The sequence below is a fragment of the Saccharopolyspora sp. NPDC049426 genome (assembly GCF_040676935.1).
Taxonomy (GTDB): Bacteria; Actinomycetota; Actinomycetes; order Mycobacteriales; family Pseudonocardiaceae; genus Saccharopolyspora.
In genome coordinates this window covers 78545-96421 of record NZ_JBFAPZ010000009.1, presented here as the reverse complement: position 1 = coordinate 96421, position 17877 = coordinate 78545, and the positions used below count along the sequence as shown (strand labels likewise).

General features: G+C 67.4%; 18 protein-coding genes. 6 read left to right on the top strand and 12 right to left on the bottom strand.

The features are described 5' to 3' along the window. Positions 1-14: 14 nt before the first annotated feature. From AB0J78_RS20510 to AB0J78_RS20470, 9 genes are all read right to left on the bottom strand, one after another. A complete protein-coding gene (locus tag AB0J78_RS20510; protein ID WP_363791284.1) occupies positions 15-944 on the bottom strand; it encodes an endonuclease/exonuclease/phosphatase family protein in 930 nt (309 codons plus the stop codon). Positions 945-989: 45 nt separating this feature from the next. Continuing rightward, complete coding sequence (locus tag AB0J78_RS20505) at positions 990-1208, bottom strand: hypothetical protein (protein WP_363791282.1); 219 nt, start codon at positions 1206-1208, stop codon at positions 990-992. A 23-nt stretch (positions 1209-1231) separates the two neighbouring features. After that, positions 1232-2584: a S8 family serine peptidase gene (locus AB0J78_RS20500; RefSeq protein WP_363791706.1), complete on the bottom strand. Its 1353-nt coding sequence runs from the start codon at positions 2582-2584 to the stop codon at positions 1232-1234. A 257-nt stretch (positions 2585-2841) separates the two neighbouring features. Next, entirely contained in the window at positions 2842-3975 is a 1134-nt protein-coding gene (locus AB0J78_RS20495; protein WP_363791280.1) for a hypothetical protein, read from the bottom strand. 114 nt (positions 3976-4089) lie between these two features. Then, positions 4090-4416 (bottom strand): LysM peptidoglycan-binding domain-containing protein, encoded by a 327-nt coding sequence (locus tag AB0J78_RS20490; RefSeq protein WP_363791278.1) that lies wholly within the window; start codon positions 4414-4416, stop codon positions 4090-4092. 129 nt (positions 4417-4545) lie between these two features. Beyond that, complete coding sequence (locus AB0J78_RS20485; RefSeq protein ID WP_363791276.1) at positions 4546-4734, bottom strand: hypothetical protein; 189 nt, start codon at positions 4732-4734, stop codon at positions 4546-4548. Then, complete coding sequence (locus AB0J78_RS20480; protein WP_363791704.1) at positions 4731-6077, bottom strand: DUF2235 domain-containing protein; 1347 nt, start codon at positions 6075-6077, stop codon at positions 4731-4733. The genes AB0J78_RS20485 and AB0J78_RS20480 overlap by 4 nt, the downstream gene beginning before the upstream one ends. 1258 nt (positions 6078-7335) lie before the next feature. Then, on the bottom strand, positions 7336-8376 hold the full coding sequence (locus AB0J78_RS20475) for an MFS transporter (protein WP_363791274.1): 1041 nt from the start codon (positions 8374-8376) through the stop codon (positions 7336-7338). Continuing rightward, the gene (locus tag AB0J78_RS20470) at positions 8373-8567 is read right to left on the bottom strand and encodes a hypothetical protein (protein WP_363791272.1); all 195 of its coding nucleotides are present in this window, start codon (positions 8565-8567) and stop codon (positions 8373-8375) included. The genes AB0J78_RS20475 and AB0J78_RS20470 overlap by 4 nt, the downstream gene beginning before the upstream one ends. A 60-nt stretch (positions 8568-8627) precedes the next feature. On the opposite strand from AB0J78_RS20470, the gene AB0J78_RS20465 reads away from it, so the two are divergent. Continuing rightward, the gene (locus tag AB0J78_RS20465) at positions 8628-9215 is read left to right on the top strand and encodes a CGNR zinc finger domain-containing protein (protein ID WP_363791270.1); all 588 of its coding nucleotides are present in this window, start codon (positions 8628-8630) and stop codon (positions 9213-9215) included. Positions 9216-9295: 80 nt separating this feature from the next. On the opposite strand, the gene AB0J78_RS20460 is transcribed toward AB0J78_RS20465, so the two are convergent. Further along, entirely contained in the window at positions 9296-9610 is a 315-nt protein-coding gene (locus AB0J78_RS20460; RefSeq protein ID WP_363791268.1) for an NIPSNAP family protein, read from the bottom strand. 304 nt (positions 9611-9914) lie between these two features. On the opposite strand from AB0J78_RS20460, the gene AB0J78_RS20455 reads away from it, so the two are divergent. The 5 genes from AB0J78_RS20455 to AB0J78_RS20435 all read left to right on the top strand — a co-directional run bounded on the left by AB0J78_RS20455 (position 9915) and on the right by AB0J78_RS20435 (position 15685). Then, positions 9915-10859, top strand: a complete 945-nt coding sequence (locus tag AB0J78_RS20455; protein ID WP_363791266.1) for a LysR family transcriptional regulator — start codon at positions 9915-9917, stop codon at positions 10857-10859. Between the two features lie 237 nt (positions 10860-11096). Continuing rightward, positions 11097-11447: a dihydroxy-acid dehydratase gene (locus AB0J78_RS20450; protein ID WP_363791264.1), complete on the top strand. Its 351-nt coding sequence runs from the start codon at positions 11097-11099 to the stop codon at positions 11445-11447. Beyond that, positions 11375-12787 (top strand): dihydroxy-acid dehydratase, encoded by a 1413-nt coding sequence (locus AB0J78_RS20445; RefSeq protein WP_363791262.1) that lies wholly within the window; start codon positions 11375-11377, stop codon positions 12785-12787. The genes AB0J78_RS20450 and AB0J78_RS20445 overlap by 73 nt, the downstream gene beginning before the upstream one ends. A 31-nt stretch (positions 12788-12818) precedes the next feature. Beyond that, complete coding sequence (locus AB0J78_RS20440; RefSeq protein WP_363791260.1) at positions 12819-14108, top strand: FAD-dependent oxidoreductase; 1290 nt, start codon at positions 12819-12821, stop codon at positions 14106-14108. Between the two features lie 158 nt (positions 14109-14266). Further along, on the top strand, positions 14267-15685 hold the full coding sequence (locus AB0J78_RS20435; RefSeq protein WP_363791258.1) for an MFS transporter: 1419 nt from the start codon (positions 14267-14269) through the stop codon (positions 15683-15685). A 233-nt stretch (positions 15686-15918) separates the two neighbouring features. On the opposite strand, the gene AB0J78_RS20430 is transcribed toward AB0J78_RS20435, so the two are convergent. Continuing rightward, the gene (locus AB0J78_RS20430; RefSeq protein ID WP_363791256.1) at positions 15919-16713 is read right to left on the bottom strand and encodes an IclR family transcriptional regulator; all 795 of its coding nucleotides are present in this window, start codon (positions 16711-16713) and stop codon (positions 15919-15921) included. A 359-nt stretch (positions 16714-17072) separates the two neighbouring features. Next, positions 17073-17861: a 2-keto-4-pentenoate hydratase gene (locus AB0J78_RS20425; protein WP_363791254.1), complete on the bottom strand. Its 789-nt coding sequence runs from the start codon at positions 17859-17861 to the stop codon at positions 17073-17075. Between the last annotated feature and the right edge of the window lie 16 nt (positions 17862-17877).

The following is a 17877-nucleotide window of genomic DNA, read 5'->3' as shown; positions in this document are numbered from 1 at the left end:
TCTCTCGACCGAGCTCAGGGAACGTCGAGCGTCATGGTGACCGGGCAGTGGTCCGACGCCTTCGGGTGGTCCTGCCCGACGCCCGGGAAGCGCTCGTCGGTGTAGCGCGTCGCCCGCAACGGCAGACCTTTGCGGAGGATCTCGGGCTTCCCCGCATTGGCATCGGCGAGCGAGCGCGACAACAACAGGTAATCGAGTTGGTGGTACTTGTTGCCCTTGGCCCAGAAGTGCGTCCAGCGCTCGTCCTCGGGCAGCCGGTTGATGACGTTGTCGACCTGATCCCACTCGACGAGCTCGGTGATCCCGGAGTCTCCCTGGTCATCGGACTCCAGGTAGTCGTTGAGATCGCCCATGATGATGAAGGGATGATCACCCGGGTTCGACCCGAACCGGTCGGTGATGATGCGCTGCACCGCCGCTGCCTGCCGCATGCGGCGTGAACGCGTCGCGGCACGCCCACCCATCATCGACTTGAAGTGGTTGACGAAGAGGGTCACCATCGTTCGTTCCGTCAGCTGAACGTCGACTTCCAGGCAGTCGCGTGAGAACAGCGAGCTGGTGAGGGAGTCCGGGTCCGCGAGGTGCTGGTACGAGCGGATCCGGGTGATCGGGGAGCGCGAGAGCACCGCGACGTCGATCCGCCTCGGATCGTTGCCGTCCACGCCCGCGACGTGGGGATATTCGGAGCGTCCCCCGAGCGACCGCGCGCGGAAGTTCTTGAGCGTGTCGACGTTCTCGACCTCTTGGAAGCCGATGAGGTCCGCCTTCTCGCTGCGCACCGCCGCACCCGTGATCGCCTTGTCGCCGGCGCCGAGTTCGCTGAACAGCGTCTCGTTGACGGTCCAGCCGCTCGTGTTCGCGAGCGATGGGTCTATTCCCTCTTTGAATCGCCACCTGGCGAAGAGGTTTTCGACGTTGAACGTGGAGATTCGCACGGCGGTCATCTGCGATCCCTCCGGACGGTCAGGGTGGGCGTTGGTCTGTCCGGGTCACTGGACGTCCTCATCGGGCGGCGGCAACTGGAACGACGTTTCCCGTTCGACGGCGGCGACGCCGGGAAGCCGCTGGGCGCTGGTCAGACGATCCGCTGGAAGAGACCCGGTGATCACGCCGATATCGCCGAGCACCTGATCGATCCGCATTCCGGCCAGGCGCAGCCTCTCGGCGAGCTCACCGATCTCCGCCAACTGATCGTCATCGACGGTCACCACGACCTGCTGAGGCTCCGTCGTCACTGCGATGCCTGGGCCAGTCCCGCGCCCACGTCGATCGAGGGCAGTGGCAGTCGTCGCGCGGTGCGGGTGAGCATCGACCAGAGCGCCGCGCCGGTGGCTCCGGTCTGCTGCGCCCACAGCGAGGCGATGCCGGCCACGTGCGGCGTGGCCATGCTGGTGCCGCTGATGGTGTGGTAGCGCTTGGTCATCGGCCAGGAGGAGTACACCAGCACTCCTGGGCCGACGATGTCGACCTGGCCACCGCTGACCGGGTTGCTGCGGGCGGAGAACTCCGCGATGTGCAGCTGGGAGTCCACGGCTCCCACGGCCATGATCGACGGGCTGTTGGCCGGGATGCCGACGAAGCCGACGTCGCCGCTGGACCGGTCGGCGTTGTTGCCCGCCGCTGCCACGATCAGCGCACCGCGATCCAGCGCCCGGCGACCCACCGTCTCGTAGCGCTGCGACACAGCGGGGATGTCGGCGCCCAACGACATCGAGATGACCTTCGCGCCGTTGGCGATGGCCCAGTCGATCCCGGCGAGGATGTTGGTGTCGGTTCCGGACCCCTGATTGCTGAGCACCTTGCCGACCAGGATGTGCGCGCCGTGGTCCACACCGTAGCGGCGGCCGCCTGGCGGGGTCGGCGGGCGCTGCGGTCCGCAGGCGGTCCCGATGCAATGCGTCCCGTGGCCCTGACCGTCCTGCACCGTCTGGCCCGACACGAACGATTGGGCGGTGACGTTCCGGCCCGCGAAATCCGGGTGTCCGCCGTCGAACCCGGTGTCGAGCACCGCCACCTTGGTTCCCTGACCGGTCGGCTGCGCCGTGGCAACCCCGGTGGCCTGCAAACCCCAGGTCATCACGGGCGTGTCGACGAACTGCGCCGCCGCGGGCTCCGCCAGCATCGCGGCTCCGTCGGTTTCGCTCAACTGATCGCAGAGCAGGCTGGCCGCGTCGCGGAAACCGTGCAGGTAACCGGCCGTCAGCGCCTGCGGCTGGGCCAACGTGTGCAAGATCTGCTCGGGTTCGACCGCGATCACGCGGGAGTCCTCGTCTGCCGTGGCGATGATCGAACTCGCCCGGTCCGGGTCCGCGGACACCACGGCCACGCCCAGCTCGCTGAACACCATGGCATCGGCGGATTCGGCTTGGTCGACATCCAGCGCGCCGGCCGCGAAATCGCTCGACCGCGCGACGTTGGCGACCCCGGCCACCGACCGCAACGCCTCGGCTGTCGCGGTTTCGTCGCCCTGCACGTCGTCGGCGAGCACCACCACGTAACGTCCCGTCGGCGCGCCCAGCTCATCGGGTACTCGGCGACCGAACTCCGGATCACCGTTGGCGAACGACGGCATAGCCCCAGTCATCACAACCCCCACCGCGTACCTGCGGTTTCCCGCATGTCAAAAGGCTTTGTGCAGATCCAAAGTGGCATTCCGACGACACTTCACGACAGGGCCGTTGGACCCGGAAGCAACTTTCACAATCCGGATCCGGGCAGCTTGGGCCGTTGGCCATGCTTTTGTAGGAAGTGGCTTCGCCACTGTGAAATCGCCTCTGACTGATTGGCTGAAGCAGGCGCGCGGAGGGCTTTCAGCGTGAGCACCGAGGTTCAAGCTGAGGTTCAGTGAGGCGTCCGGCTCTCCGATTTGCGAGGCAGGTCGTCGAGGCCCGGAGCCGGGACCGCACGCATGACCGCTGTACCCCGCTCGTCGACGAACCGCGTGAACAACTGCTGGGCGGCTCCGAAGACGATGGCCCAGGCGATGATCTGCGCCGGGGTGTCGAGCGCGGTGAGTCCTGGCAAGAACTGCCCCTGCATGAGCAAGATTCCGAGGACGGCTGTGAGCGCCCCGGTCGGCAACTTGAGCACGGCGAGGGTGATGGGCACGTTGGACGCCGTCGCCGTCCCGCGGAGTTGTTGCAGGGCCGCGGCGCCGGTCACCGCGGCGGCGATCAGACCGGCCAGTTCAACCACGAGGTAGTCCCAACCCTGAACGGGTAGTGATCCAGGGTTCGGGGCTCCTCCGGTCGGGCACACCACCGCGTGGTGCGTCGGTGGAACGGGCGGTACTGGATGGAAGCACAGGGGAAGTGCTGTGGGGAAGTAGAACGCGAGGAGCGCGATCAGGACAGCAATGGCGAACAGGCCACCGGCCCACTTGTACACCAGGTAGGTGAAGCTCCGCTCACGGATGACCTCGCCCTCCTGCACGTGGTAGGAGGCGCGCATGGCTTCGGCGATGGTTCGCCTCTGGACGGCCGTGGGGATTCTCCCGTTGCCTTCTCCCCCTGGGGCACCCCCGTTCGCTTGCCGCGGCGGTGGTGAGTCAGCCGGGCCGGCGCCGCTCTCCCCGGCCACCCCTGCGGTGGTCACCCGACGCCGGTCGTGCGGCGGGAGGTGGCTTTCGATCACAGCGACGAGATCCGGAAGCATGGCCCGCAGGTCCTGGCGCGGCATCACCTGCAGCAGCAGCGCGTGCGCGGCGTTCATGTTCGCCAGCGCCCCGTCGACGGCACTGCCACGCCAGAACCAACGTGCTTCGAGCACAGCTCGTTCCGCGGTGTCCAGTTGGCCTTTGGCGTCGATCACCAGTGCCGTGCACGAGGCGCTCGACACCTGCTTCTCCACGTACCCCGCCAGTGCTCGCAACTCGCGGATGTGCGCGAGGGTTCGCTGGGCCCACGGCCAACGGCGGACGAATCGCGGTTGCTGAACCTCGGCCGCGTTCCGCTGCACCTCGTCCGATGCGGTCATCTCCGCTCACCTCGCTCGGCTGTACGAGACCACCGCGTGCGGGCGAAGCGCGCGGTGGGACCGCGGAACCCGTGCTCCCCAACATCGCCCCGTGGACGAATCTCCCGGGCGGCCTCAGCGGTGGCCGGTCTGCTGCGGAATGCAGATCTTCTGCCCTGGATGAATGGTGTCAGGATCGGCGAGGTGGTTGTAGTGCGCGAGCTTCTGCCACTTCACGTGGTACCGCTCACCGATTTCCGAAACCGTGTCCCCCGTGCGCACCGTGTAGACCTTGCACACCTGTCCATCGTGGGCCAAGCGGATTTCCTGACCCGGGTAGATCAAATCCGGGTCAGGGATGTCGTTGAGGTGCTGGAGCTCCTCCCACGGAACGTGGAACCACTCGCCGATCTCCGAGAGCGTATCGCCCCTCTGGACCGTGTAGGTGTCGCAATTCATCATGATGCCCTCCTCCGTGCACCCCCTCGGGTGCGGTCTGCTGCGGACGTGCGGTCGTTCTCAGGAAGGTGCGCACCCGTCCTCTTCGGCGATGAACCCGCTGGCTCCACCAGCAGGTGCGCTCGAACTTCTCTAGCCCGATTGAACGGTGAGCTCGACTGCTCCGGCGTTGTTGAAGTAGAACCCCCAGGCGTCGTTGGCGAAGGCGTAGAGGTAGCCAGGGCGGAAGACTTCGAAGTCGGTGATGCCATCGCCGATCTTGAAGGTGGTGTGGGGCTGCTGGAGTTCGGTGTGCGGGTCCAGCGCGCCGTCGGCGATCACGCCGACCAGGCACATCCAGGGGGTCGCGTTTCCGCTGCTGTCGGCGCAGACGCGTCTGGTGCCGAACACTCGCGCCTGATCGTTCCTCGTGGCTGCCCGGATTCCGGCTTGGAGCGCTTCCAGCGCCCGGAGACCTCCGCGCAGGAGTGCGGCGAGGCGCGCCCCTTCCGTCCGCGTTCCCGAAGGGCCAGTCGGACGCCGCTGTCGGACCATTCGCCTCGTGCTGAGATCCGATAGGTGCCTGGGGTGAGCCAGATCCCGGTGTCGTTCCACGCTTCGCGGGCCTGGACCAAAGTCTTCGCCTGTGGCGGATCTCCGACGAGCACTGTCTGAGGCCGATAGCCTTCGACGGCTTTGACGCGTTGAAGCGCGGATTCGTGGATCTCGCCCAGGGTGGTGTCGTGCCTGTTCGCGGCGAGCTGTGGGACCGCTCGCGGGTGCGGATTGACGAATCGGTAGAAGCTCCTGAGGTTCTCCGTGAAATCGCCGGAGGGGTCCGGGGTGAGCGGCAGCTGAGCGAAGGCGATGCCGCGTTCAACGGCCTGGTCGACCATCCACTGCAACGTCACGTCGGACAGGTGGCCGGTGCTGGCACCGGGCTCCTGCTCGCGGCCGGAACCACCGACGCTCCCGTGGTTTCCGGGGAACCAGACCTGGCGGAAGGTCGAACCGTTCGCGTCGGCTCGAGAGGTCCAGAGCGTGGGGGAGAACGGGCCTCGTCGCTCGTCGAGCGCGACGGCGTGGCGAGCGTGAATCACGTGATCGCTGAGGCGCGTGTTGTAGAACCGGTACTTGCCGGCGTCGAGAGTGTCGAGGATGCCGAACTCCGCGGGAATGCCGAGTGATCCCACCGTGTCCCACACGCCCAGGAAGTGCACCTGGACGGGATGTGCGAACCTGCGGTGGAACCAGCGGCGCCACACCGCCGCGCTGTCCGTGTTTCGATGGTACGCGGTATAGACGTTCTCAGCGTGCGTGCGGTCGGATTCGCTGGTGCTGGGCGCCACGGGTTCGATCCCGTAGGTCGTCAGCAGCCCCGCCAGGTTCCGCGCGAGGTAGGCGCCGCGGCTGAAGCCCACCAAGCTGATCTTGTCCGGACGACCGTCGGTGTTCTCGTGCTGGTAGTTCCGGGCCAAGAAGTCGTAGGCCTCGACCATCTTCGAGTCCAGCCCGAGCCCCACTGCTCCAGCGACGACGTCAGCGGGAAGGAAACCGGTGGTGCCGATCCCCGACACGTAACACTTCTTCTGCTCGCCGTCGGCGTTCTGATCAGCCACGGCATCGTGGAGACGACGCACGTTCGTCTCGTCGTGCGGGGAATTCCAGGTGCCGTCACAGCACACGATCAGGTGCTTCACAGCTGCCCCCAAAGCAAAGCTGGACCTCCCAAGTCTCTCCGAGGCACTCGCCACGCTGTACAGCCTTTGGTCCCGACTACACACCGCGATCGGCGAACGGTGCAGGGCCCGGGGCCTCAGGAATCGAGCGCGTGGGGCACGGTTGTTCGGCCCCTGGTCACCCCGGTCGGCACTTCAAGTTCGCGCGGGTGCAGCAGGTCCGGCGGCCCGGCTACCTGGCCACCGGCGAGGTCGTCGGTTCCACCGGGCAGGGCCGGATCTCGGGCGCTGCGCGGGCCGACTTCGCAACCGCTGCTGCCGCTGGCCTCACCGCCGGCGGCACCGAGTCACGCACCTACGAGCTGAGCGGGCCGTCGTTCGCCCCCCCGCCGAGCTCACCGACACGATCAACGCGGATGCCCTTGTGTCGCGGCTAGAACATGGGATTCCTGTGTCAGGACCGAGAAGAGAGAAATGAAAGGGCCTCCGCAACTGCGGAGGCCCTTTCTGGAACGTCAGCTCGAGTTTGACGAGCGTCTTTCGCACTTCTGAACTCCGCCTGCTCAAGAACTTCCGGCGAGGCTCAGGACTACGAACGTCCTTGACGTTGGACCATGCGTTCCTTCGGGGCTGTCGCGCCATCGCCCCTTCGGTTCACCAACCCTTTCAATCGATTCACCGCACCCTCAGTACACGCCCATCGAAGGCATAAGTCAATGAACCGTGAGCCGTCTGATCTGCTGAAACCTGAGCAGGCCCTGCTGCACGCGCCACCGCAAGCAGCCTGGCCTGAGGACGTGGAACGAGACGCCTTCGTCCGGATCAGCACGGTGGTGCCGGCTGCGACGCACTCCCGCGTGCGCATCAGCCTGGCTAGCCGCGTTCGTGGAATTCCTCGGCATTTGTTGCTGGATCGGATCCAGTGACGACACCCCGATCAACGTGCCGACAGGAGGTGAAGGCATTCATCGCCCAGGCTGGAATTCCTGCGGGTCGACTGCGGAGCTTCCTGTCGTTGATCCCGACGACCTCGCTGAGTAGCGCTTCGACGCAGCCGCTGCACTTCAGTGAGGATCGTCCCGAAAGCCGCCGTGAGGCGGAGCGGGTCCACCAGCCGGCTGGATCAGGGCCGGTCTGCGCGGTTGTTGCCACGCGGGGGAGCGGTGCGCTTCACCGTTCCCAGCAGCAGCTTTCGGTCACCGTCGATGACACTGCTTGCGTCGGGTCGAGTGCGCTTGGCGGTTGGTTTTGCGCGCCTCGGGCCTCATCGCGCGGTGGCGAGCTCGGTCTCCACGTGGCGGGGTTGGGCTGCGATGAGACCGACGATCAATTCGAGGACCAAGGTGGCGATCAGGACGATGAGGGGCACCGTCCAGGTCGTCGTCAGGTCGTTCAACGCTCCGATGGCGAGGGGGCCCAGGGCTGCGAGGACGTAGCCGCCACTTTGGACGAAGCCAGATAGCTGTGCCGCGGTGGCGGGTTCTCGGGCTCTGAGCGCGATTAGCGTCACTGCCAGCGGGAACGCGCCGTGCAGCGAGGCGAGCAGCATCACCCAGAGCAGGGGTGCGATGGCGGGCGCGAGGAGGAGACCGAGGTATCCGGCGAGCCCTCCCGCGACTATGGCGACGACGTAGCGGCGCTGGCTGCCTCGCCGGGTCGCGATTCGGGGCAGCGCGAGGCTGATGGGAATCGCGATCAACGCCGACACCGACAGCATCAGAGCCGCGTTGCGCGAGGAGAGTCCGGCGCTGGTCAGGATCGCTGGGAGCCAGCCCATCATCACGTACGCGTTGAGGGACTGAAGTCCGAAGAACGCCGTGAGGCTGAGCGCGGTCCGACTGCGCCACAGAGCGGCGGTCGAGCAGCCGCCGGGCTGATCATGTTCCACCGTCCCGTGGTGTCCAGTGCTGAGCAGGACCATCCAGGGGATCACGGCCACGGCGGCGAAGACCGCCCAGCTCCCGAGTCCGCCCCGCCAGCCATATCCGGTCGCGTCGATGAGGGGAACGGTGACTGCGGCGGGCAGCGCGACACCGGCTGCGGCGCTCATGGAGTAGATGCCCATCATCAGGCCGACTCGGTGCGGGAAGTGCCGCTTGATCAGGGACGGGAGCACGATGTTGGCGACAGCGATGCCCGCCAGTGCGAGCACGCTGCCCGCCACGAACCCCAGCGGTTCGCCCGCGGCGGCCCGGCCGCCCAAACCGACCACGATCGCGATGACCCCGACGAGCACCACCTGCTGTTCCCCGATGCGCCGGGACAGCGCCGGGGTGACCGCGCCGAACCCGGCGAAGCAGATCACGGCAACGCGGTGATCACGCCCGCCAGCGTCGCGCTGATCTCCAGTGATTCGCGCACCTGGTCCAGCACGACGCCGAGGCTGGTGACCGCGGACCGCAGGCTCAGCGCGGTCAGCACGATTCCGATGACCACGAGACCACGCCTCAGTCCGGTGCCGGCCAGGTGGGTGTCGCTGCTCTCCACTGTGACCACTCATCCTGTATAGCTGGTCGCATGTAACCAGTCAATGGTGTTCGCTGGTAACATCGGGGCATGGAGCTCCGCTACGAGCGGCCGGAGGACCGCCCCGCCGCCCCGGCGCCGCTCGACCGGGTGCAGGACTTCGTCAACACGCGGATCAACATCCGCGACACCGGTGAGTTCCGAGATGAGTTGTCCTCGCCCGCGGCGCTGCGGAACTGGATGAGCACCCGCGGGCTGATGGCCGAGCGCGTCCGCGTCAGCCGAGCCGATGTCGAGCGTGCCATCGTCGTCCGCGAGGGTCTGCGCGCTCTGCTCGCTCGCGACGGCGGCGCCGACGACGACTTGCGCGGACTCGACGAGGTGGCCGCGACGCTCCCGCTGCGGGTGAGATTCGGGACCGAAGCCGAGCCGACCCTCCTGCCCGCTGCCCGGCAGGGCGTCGACCACGCGCTCGGCACCCTCCTGGCGGACACCGTCGTAGCGCACTCGAACGGCACGCTGTCCCGGCTCAAGGCGTGCCGTGATGAGTCCTGCCGGTGGGTCTTCTACGACTCGTCGAAGAACCGGTCGGGTACCTGGTGCTCCATGGCCACCTGCGGATCCGCCGCCAAGAAACGCCAATTCAGCGAACGGCGTCGACAACAACGCCGTGGGTGATCCGTCACGATCTGACGGGGGTGGTGCTCGCAGCTCGGCCTAGGGCGAACCGTTGTCGACGTCTTGGCGTCGCAGAAGTCTCAGAGCTGTTCGGGAAGCAATGGCCGCATGAAGGTGCGCTCGTAGCGGAGCACGCACCCGCTTTCATCCCGGATGCGATCCGCTTCGACGAAGTCGGGATCGGTGCCGAAGAGTCCGCGGTACTCCTCGTAGGCGGCCAGGCTGGGGAAGCTGAACAAGGCGAGCGCTTTGTCGCTGGCGCCTTCTGCGGGCAGGAAGTAGCCGTGGTGAGTGCCGCCGTGGCGATTGACCAGTTCAATCCAACGACGGCCGAAGCGTTCGAACGCCTCGATCTTCGCAGGATCGATCACGTACTCAACAACACAGGTGATCACAGATGGATGCTAGCAACGCTGAGTCATCGGCAGAGGTGTGCGTGTCGGCTGTTCACCACGAGAGCGCGCCTGTGCATCAGGATCACGTCGCGCGTTTCGACACGCCACGATCAACGACGTCATCACACAGGTGTCAGTGACGATGCCGGCTGCTCCGGCGTGGCGCAGGAAGCTGGAATAGGCCCCGGCGTTGCCCCGCCGGGCGAGCATCGGATGATCATTTGGCCGACTGCGCGCGCCGGGACTGCGAGCATCGGGCGCTGTCATGGGCGGCATTACACGGCGAGCGCGGTACTGTCCGACTGTGGCGAGGAAGCCGTCCGCTCACCTGGCGAACCTGGACTTGAACCTGCTGGTCGTGCTTCGCGAGCTCATTCGCGAGCGCAACGTCACCCGCGCGGCCGAGCGGGTGGGCATATCCCAGCCGGCCGCCAGCGCCGCGCTCTCCCGGCTGCGCCGCCATTTCGACGATGATCTGCTCGTGCGCGGCAAGACCGGGTACGTGCTCTCCCCGCTGGGGATGCAACTGGCGGACCAGGTCGAACGGGTATACGCGGCGACCGAACGGCTGTTCGCCACCGGTAACGACTTCGACCCCGCAGTCTCGCGACGCGAGTTCACCTTGCTCATGGCGGACTACACCGTGGCGGTGCTCGGCGGGCACCTGTCCACCGAGTTGGCGGCGCATGCCCCTGGTGTTGATCTGCACATCCGGCTCGTCCGGGAGGCGTTCGCCACCAATGTCGCCGACACGATCCAGTTCATCGACGGGCTGGTGGCGCCTTCGGTGAGCCGTTTCGAACTGCCGGGTGTGCGGTCGGTCGATCTTTTCACCGACCGCTGGGTGTGCGTGATCGACGCCGGGAACCCGTATGCCGAGCAGGGTTTCGTGAGCCTCGAGGAGCTCTCCCGCATGCCCTGGGTCGTGCCGTTCCACCCGGACCGGGGGTCTCCCGCCGCAGCACCCATGAGCCGCCAGCTGATGCTCTTCGGCATCCAACCGCAGATCCGGGTGCGGGTGGAGAGCTATCAGGCCGTGCCGCACCTCGTCGCCGGGACCGACCGGGTGGCGCTGCTACAGGAACGACTCGCAGCCCAGGTGGCCGAACGTCTCGGGCTCGCGGTCCTGCCTTGTCCCGGCGAGCCCGAGCCGATCGTCGAGCGGTTCTGGTGGCACGCCGACAACGAAAGCGACCCGGCGCACCAGTGGTTGCGCGACACCCTCACCGCACTGGCGCATGCCCTCTGACGTGCACTTATAACTAGCGTTGATGCTAGGGCAGCCCGATCGTTTATTTCCGCGGGCCATGTCGAACTCCCTAGCCTATTGATGCATTCCACTCCCTGCTCGGTCGCGGCCTCGCCGAGATCGCCGGGCCGGGAGTCGAGTCCGCCGTCGGCTGATCGACCGCGACGGCTGGTTCTGGACACGGCCGACCAAGCCTCCGCAATCAGACGTGGCCAACAGCAGAGGAAGAACAGAGCGATGTCCACCGAGCTGCGAAGCAATCATCCGATCGGATCCTCACGCTGGGCCACGACGCGCACGCAGTGGAAGGCACTGGGCTACGACGACGAGGAGATCCGTCGACCCAAGATCGCCATCGTCAACTCCTCCTCCGGGTTGGCTCCGTGCTTCTCACACCTCGACGAGGTCGCGGAGGCCGTCCGCCGGTCGGTGTACGACGCCGGGGGCCTGGGCTTCGAGATCCGCACCGTCGCGCCGACCGACTTCATCATGGCTGCCGGCCGGGAGGCGGGTACGTGCTCTCGGGGCGCGACCTGGTGTCCTACGACATCGAGGCGGTCGTCGAGGGAAGCAAGCTCGACGGGATGATCTGTCTTGCCTCGTGCGACAAGACAACGCCCGGACAGTTGATGGCGGCCGCGCGGACCGACGTTCCCACGGTGATCGTGGCCTGCGGCTACCAGAGCTGCGGTGTCCTCGACGACGGCCGCCGCGTCGACATCGAGGAGGTCTTCGTCGACGCCGGCAAGCTCGCCGCGGGTGCCATCAGCTTCGACGACCTCTGCCAGATGTCCGACCGCGCCATCACCGGCCCCGGCGTGTGCCAGGGAATGGGCACCGCCAACACCATGCACATCGCCGCCGAAGCGCTCGGGATGGCACTGCCCGGCTCGGCTCCGACCCAGGCCAACAGCGAGACGATGTGGGCGGCCGCGAAAGCAGCCGGCCCGGTCGTCATGGCCGCCATCGAGGACGACCGGCGCCCCAGCACGGTGATGACCCCCGCTGCGTTCCGCAACGCGGTGACAGCGGTCATCGCGGTCAGCGGTTCGATCAATGCCGTCAAGCACCTGGAGGCGATCGCCGCGGAGCTGCCGCACGACATCGACGTCCACCGGCTCTTCGAGGAGATCGGGCGCGAGGTCGGGCCGATCGCTGCGGTCCAGCCCAACGGGCCCACGACGATCGACGAGTTCGACGCCGCGGGTGGTGCTCGCGGCGTGCTCCGACAGCTCGGTGACAAGATCGACGGCTCGTGCCCGACGGTCTCGGGCACGTCGATGGCCGCGGTCGTCGCTGACGCCCCCGTGGACGCGGAGGTGATCCGCGCCGAGCCGATGCGTCCCGATTCCACCATCGTCTTGGTGCGCGGCAACCTGTGCCCCGACACCGGCATCGTGAAACTGTCGGTGACCGAGAACCGGTCCCGCACTTTCCGCGGCACAGCACGTGTTTTCGAGTCCGCGCCCGAGGCCACCGAGGCGATCGAGCGCGGTGAGGTGCTGCCCGGCGAGGTCCTCGTGCTGCGCGGCCTCGGTGTCACCGGCACGCCGGGGATGGGCATGGCCTCCAGCGTGGTCTTCGCGCTCAACGGTGCCGGACTGAGCGAGCAGGTGGCGTTCGTGACCGACGGCCAGCTCTCCGGACTGGTCAACAAGGGCATCGTCGTCGGCGAGATCTCGCCCGAGGGCGGCGTTCCCGGTCCGCTCGGTGTCGTGCGCACCGGTGACGAGATCGCGATCGACGTTCCCAACCGGACCGTGGACCTCCTGATCGGAGACGACGAGCTCGACCGACGGATCGAGGCGTACGCCGAAACCCGCGCGCCGCAGACCTGGCCGGCCCGTCCCGGTTCCTGGCTCGACGTCTACGCCGGCGCCGTGGAACCGCTCGACCGAGGCGCGACCCTGCGCCGGAGCGCTCACTGAACCATCAATTCTCGGGAGAGAAGACAACACCATGCCCCACGCCCTGTCCGACCTCGTCGTCCACACGGTCTCCAAGCCGGTCGGTGACCCGACCGAACGCCTCGACGCCGACATCCTGGTCGTCGGATCCGGTATCGCCGGCCTCTCGGCAGCCATCCAAGCGCGCCGCCTCGGCCGCGACGTCGTCCTCGTCGACGCGCTCCCGGTTCTCGGCGGCCAGTGCGTGAACTCGATGATCGGGCTCTTCTGCGGGATCTACGGCAACGCCCCCGACTACCGGCAGCTCACCTACGGAATCTTCGGCGAGCTCTTCGAGGCGCTGGAGAAGACCAACGACCTCCACTACAACCGCACCCACACCCAGACGGTGACCTACGACGAGGTCGCCCTCGGCCGCTGGTTCGAGAACATCGTGGAGGAACTCGGCATCCGGGTGGTCCTGGGCGCTTCCGTCAGCGGCGTCGGGATGGACGGCGGCGTCATCGAGCGGGTCGACTTCGCCACCCGCTTCGGCCCGGTCAGCGTCACGGCCCGCGGATTCGTCGACGCGACCGGCGATGCGGCGCTCGCCTGGGAAGCCGGGCTGCCCTGCAAGGTCCCAGACCGCACGGTCTGGGGATCCCAGCAGATCCGCCTTGAGGGACTCGACGAGTCCGGAAAGCCGGAGCCCGCCGAGCTGGTCGCCCGGGTCGACGAGAAGGCCGCCGAGTACGGTCTGGTCCGCCGCGACGGGCTCGCGTTCTTCTTCCCGGGCCGCAACTCGGCCGTGATGAACATGACCCACGTCGAGGCGCCCCTGGGTGCAGTCGAGGCCGCCGACGCGCAACTGCGGGGCCGGGCCCAGGCGGACCGGGTCGTGGGGTTCCTCCGGCGGGAATTCCCGGCGGGATTCAGCAACGCCAAGGTCCGCGCCTACGGATTCCCGGGACGCCGGCAGACCCGATGGCTCGCCGCGGCCCACCAGCTGACCCTCGACGAGGTGCGGGCGGGGACGAGGTTCGACGACGCCGTCGCCCGCACCGCCTGGCCGGTTGAGCTGCACGATCGGGTCGAGGGCTACGTGTGGGAGACGTTCGGCTCCGACCACGTCCACTACGTCCCGCTGCGCAGCATGCTCTCGCCACAGGCGCGCAACTTCGTGGCCGCGGGCCGCTGCGTCGACGGGGATGCCGCCGCGCTCTCCAGCGTCCGTGTGATGGGCCCGTGCTCGGCGATGGGCCTCGCCGCCGCACACGCCTTGGATCTGACCCTGGGCGAAGACGTCCACCAGGTCGACTTGACGGCGCTGCGCGATCGCGTTCGCGACAACGTCGAGGACTGAGGAGGATCTGATGGTCGCTCTGACAGACGAAGGGAAAGCCATGCGCGAAGGCGTGATGGCGACTCCGTTGGGGGCGGCGATGGACCTGCTCTTCAGACCGTCACGGTGCACCCCGCATTGCACACCGGCACACACCCCTCAACGACGAGGAGACGTCCATGAGCGCCACACCACCCACCATGGAACTAGCCCCGATCATCGAACGCCAACGCGCGAGCCGGTCCTGGCTGACGATGTACGCGGTCTGCTGCCTGATCACCTTCCTCGACGGCTTCGACTTCCAGATTCTGTCGTTCGCCGCCACCTACATTAAGAAGGACCTCGGGCTCACCGGGACCCAGCTCGGCACATTAGGCACGATCGGGCTCTTCGGAACCATGGTCGGTGCTCTGATCATGGGCTATCTGGCCGACCGGGTCGGACGCCGCCCCACCATCGTCATTTCGGTCATCGGCTTCGGCCTGTTCATGCTCGGCTTCGCCTTCGCGGACACCTTCGAGCACTTGGCCGTCCTGCGGTTCGTCTCGGGGATCTTCCTCGGCGGGGTGCTCCCACTGACCTGGGCCCTGGCGGCTGAGTACGCGCCCAAGCGATTCCGGGTGACCGCGGTGGCGATCATCATGGTCGGTTATACGCTCGGCGGTGCCGCGGGCGGTCCTATCTCCAACTGGCTGGTTCCGGAGCACGGCTGGCGCTCGGTGTTCGTCGTCGGCGGTGCCTGTTCCCTGCTGACCGTTTTCGTGGTGCTCGCATTGCTGCCCGAGTCGGTCAGGTTCCTGGCGCTGAAGGCCCGTCCCGGTAGCGACGAGCGCATCGCCCGCACCCTGAGCCGCTTCCAGCCGGGCATGTCTTTCGCACCCGGTACCCACTTCATCGACACCGACCTGAAGCAGGCCGATCCGGGCAAGCGGTTCACGCCCATCCAGCTCTTCCGCGGTCATCTCGCGGGCGTCACCTCACTGCTGTGGCTGGCCTACTTCCTGTCCTCGGCACTGATCTACTTCATGGTCTTCTGGACCCCGATGATCAACGAGGTGATGGGCTTCAGCGTGAGCGCGGCCGCCACCATCGCTGCCTCGGCCAGCGTCTCAGGCGCTGTGGCGCAGCTGTTCATCAGCCGCTTCGTCGACCGCAAGGGCGCGGGCGCCATCCTGTGGATGCCCCTCGCGGCCGTCGTCTGCATGCTGCTGCTGGGCACTGGGTCCCTCGCTCCGGTCGCCTACATCGCCTTCGTCATCAGCGCCAAGATGTTCATCAACGGCGGCCATGGCGGTATCACCAGCATCGCGGGCACCTTCTACCCGACCGCGATCCGCGCCAACGGAGCGGGCTGGGCATCCTCGGTCGCCAAGGTTGGCGCCATGGTCGGCCCCTGGCTCGGCGGAGTCATCCTCGACGCCGGTCTCGGGGCAGGCGGAGCGTTCACCATTTTCGCAGCGGTCCCGGCCGTGATGGTGCTGGTGCTTTTCATGCTCGGCCGGCTCCAGCGCCGGATGCCTGCCGACGCGGAGGGCGCGCTGCCCGGCCAACCACCCACGACCGGCCCAGCAACGGAGAAGCCGTCAGTCCACTCCTGACGGCGACCGTCCCCTGACAGGGTCATGCCCTCCGCAGTGCCCGGCCGTGACTCCCGGCCGGGCGCTGGTCGGTGCCGCCCTGAGCATCACCCGGCGCGCATGTCACCACGAACACCGGTGGCGCCCGCGACCTCCTCAACTGTCCCTTCACCACCGCGATCGTCAGGCCCTGCAAGACCCCGGACGACCTCCCGGAAGCGTTGAGCGGTGTTGCTCTTGGCGAGCGTTCCGGGTCAGTAGTTGGCGGAGTCTCGCCAGAAGAGGTCGGCGAGGCGGTCGACCGTGCCCTGCATCTGCTGCAGGGCTTCGGGGATGTGGGCGCGGCCGAAGCGGCTGCGGGGGCCGTTGAGGGTCAGGATGGCGACCATGGTTCCCGCGCTGTCGCGGACCGGGCGTGACAGCGACAGCAGTTCCGGTTCGAGCTCGTTGTCGATGATGGCGAAGCCTTGTTCGCGGACTTGCTCCAGCTCCTTGAACAGGGCGTCGCGGTCGGTGATGGTGTACGGGGTGAACGCCTCGAGCTCGTCGGGCAGGGTTCGGCGCAGCTTCTCCGCGGGCTGTTCGGCGAGCAGGACCTTGCCGGTGGAGCTGGCGTGCATGGGATAGCGCTCGCCGACCATGTTGCGGGAGACGATGCCGACCACGTGCGAGCCGGCGGCCTCGGCCACCAGATCGAGGCCGTCCTGGGCGTTCGGGATCGACAGGGTCACCGACTCGTTGAACTTGTCGGCCAGCTCCTGCAGCAGCGGCTGGGCGTGGGCGACCAGGCCAGCGTAGGGGTCGGCCTGCCTGCCCAGGCGGGCGAGTTCCCAGCCGAGGACGTAGTTGGTGTCGATGCGGTCGACGAAGCCGCCTTGTTCGAGGCTGTGGAGCAGCCGGAACGCGGTGGGCCTGCTCAGGCCCGCAGCCTTGCCGAGGGTGGTGACCGTGGCGCCGGTGCGCGGTTGAGCGGCCAGTTCGCGGAGCAGGCGCATTGCCTTGGTGACCGACTTGTTGGCCAAGTCGGGGTGCTCGGGCTCGTCGCCCATCGCTGCTCGCCTCCTGATCGCGCGGGTCCTGTCGTGCGAACAGCCTAACAGGCGCGTTCACTTAGTGGACGCGCTGGCGAGGACGGTGCCGAGACGTCGTGCTCCTCGCTGGAGCGCCTCGGCGAGGTTGTGGCACCCGACGGGTGGAGTCGCCGCTGGTGAACGGGCATCGCGCCGCGGCAGGAGGTGCTGGTGCCGCCTTCCGCTCCGAGGGGTGCTAGTGGCGACGTCTTCGGGTCGACGCCGGTCGTTCCATCAGCCTCCATGAGTGTTTGCATTCTGAACGAATCGTTTGCCCGGCTGACCCTCCTTCGGGGCTTGCGGGTTGAGCAGAACCCGCAAGCCCCGAAGGAGGCAGGTCAGGCCGGGGAGACTTCGAACTGCACCGAGCCCCAGTCGGCGAACTCGCCGGTCCAGGTGCCGGGGGCGTTCATGCGGACCGCTTCCAGGCAGCTTCCCGGGAGGATGATCTGGCCGGGCTCGAACTCGACGTCGTAGGCGGCGAGGCGGTTGCACAGCCACGCGGTCGCCGACAGCGGGTTGCCGAGGATGCTGTTGGTGTTGCCCGACATCACCGGTTCACCGTTGAAGTGCAGGGTCCCTCCGGTGTCGCTGAGCCGGAGGTCGGTGATCCGGCGGGGCGTGCCGCCGAGGATCACCGCTCCGGTGGAGCCGTTGTCCGAGAGCGTGTCGGGCAGGTCGATCGCCCAGTTCTGCACCCGGGAGTCGATGATCTCGATCGCAGGCACGGCGTGCTCGACGGCGTTGATGACATCGGCGACGGTGAGGTTCGGGCCGCGCAGGTGTCGTTTGAGCAGGAACGCGGGTTCCAGCTCGACGAAGGGTTCGATGAACCGCGCGGGGTCGACCGTGGTTCCTTCGTAGGTGAACGTGCTGGCCAGCAGGAAGCCGTAGTCGGGTTGGTCGAGCCCGAACGCGGCCTGCATGGCCTTGGCGATGTTGCCGAGCTTGTATCCGACGACGCGGTCGCCCCCGGACACGGCCATCTCGACGGTGAGCCGCTGGACCTCGAACGCGGCATCGGCGTCGAGCTGCTGCCAGGTCTTGGTCGGTGCGGCGATCGGGGTGCGGTTGAGGCGCGCGTGGCGCAGCGTCGTGGCGATCTCGTGGAGTTCGGTTGTCTGCATCGGGGTTTCCTCTTCT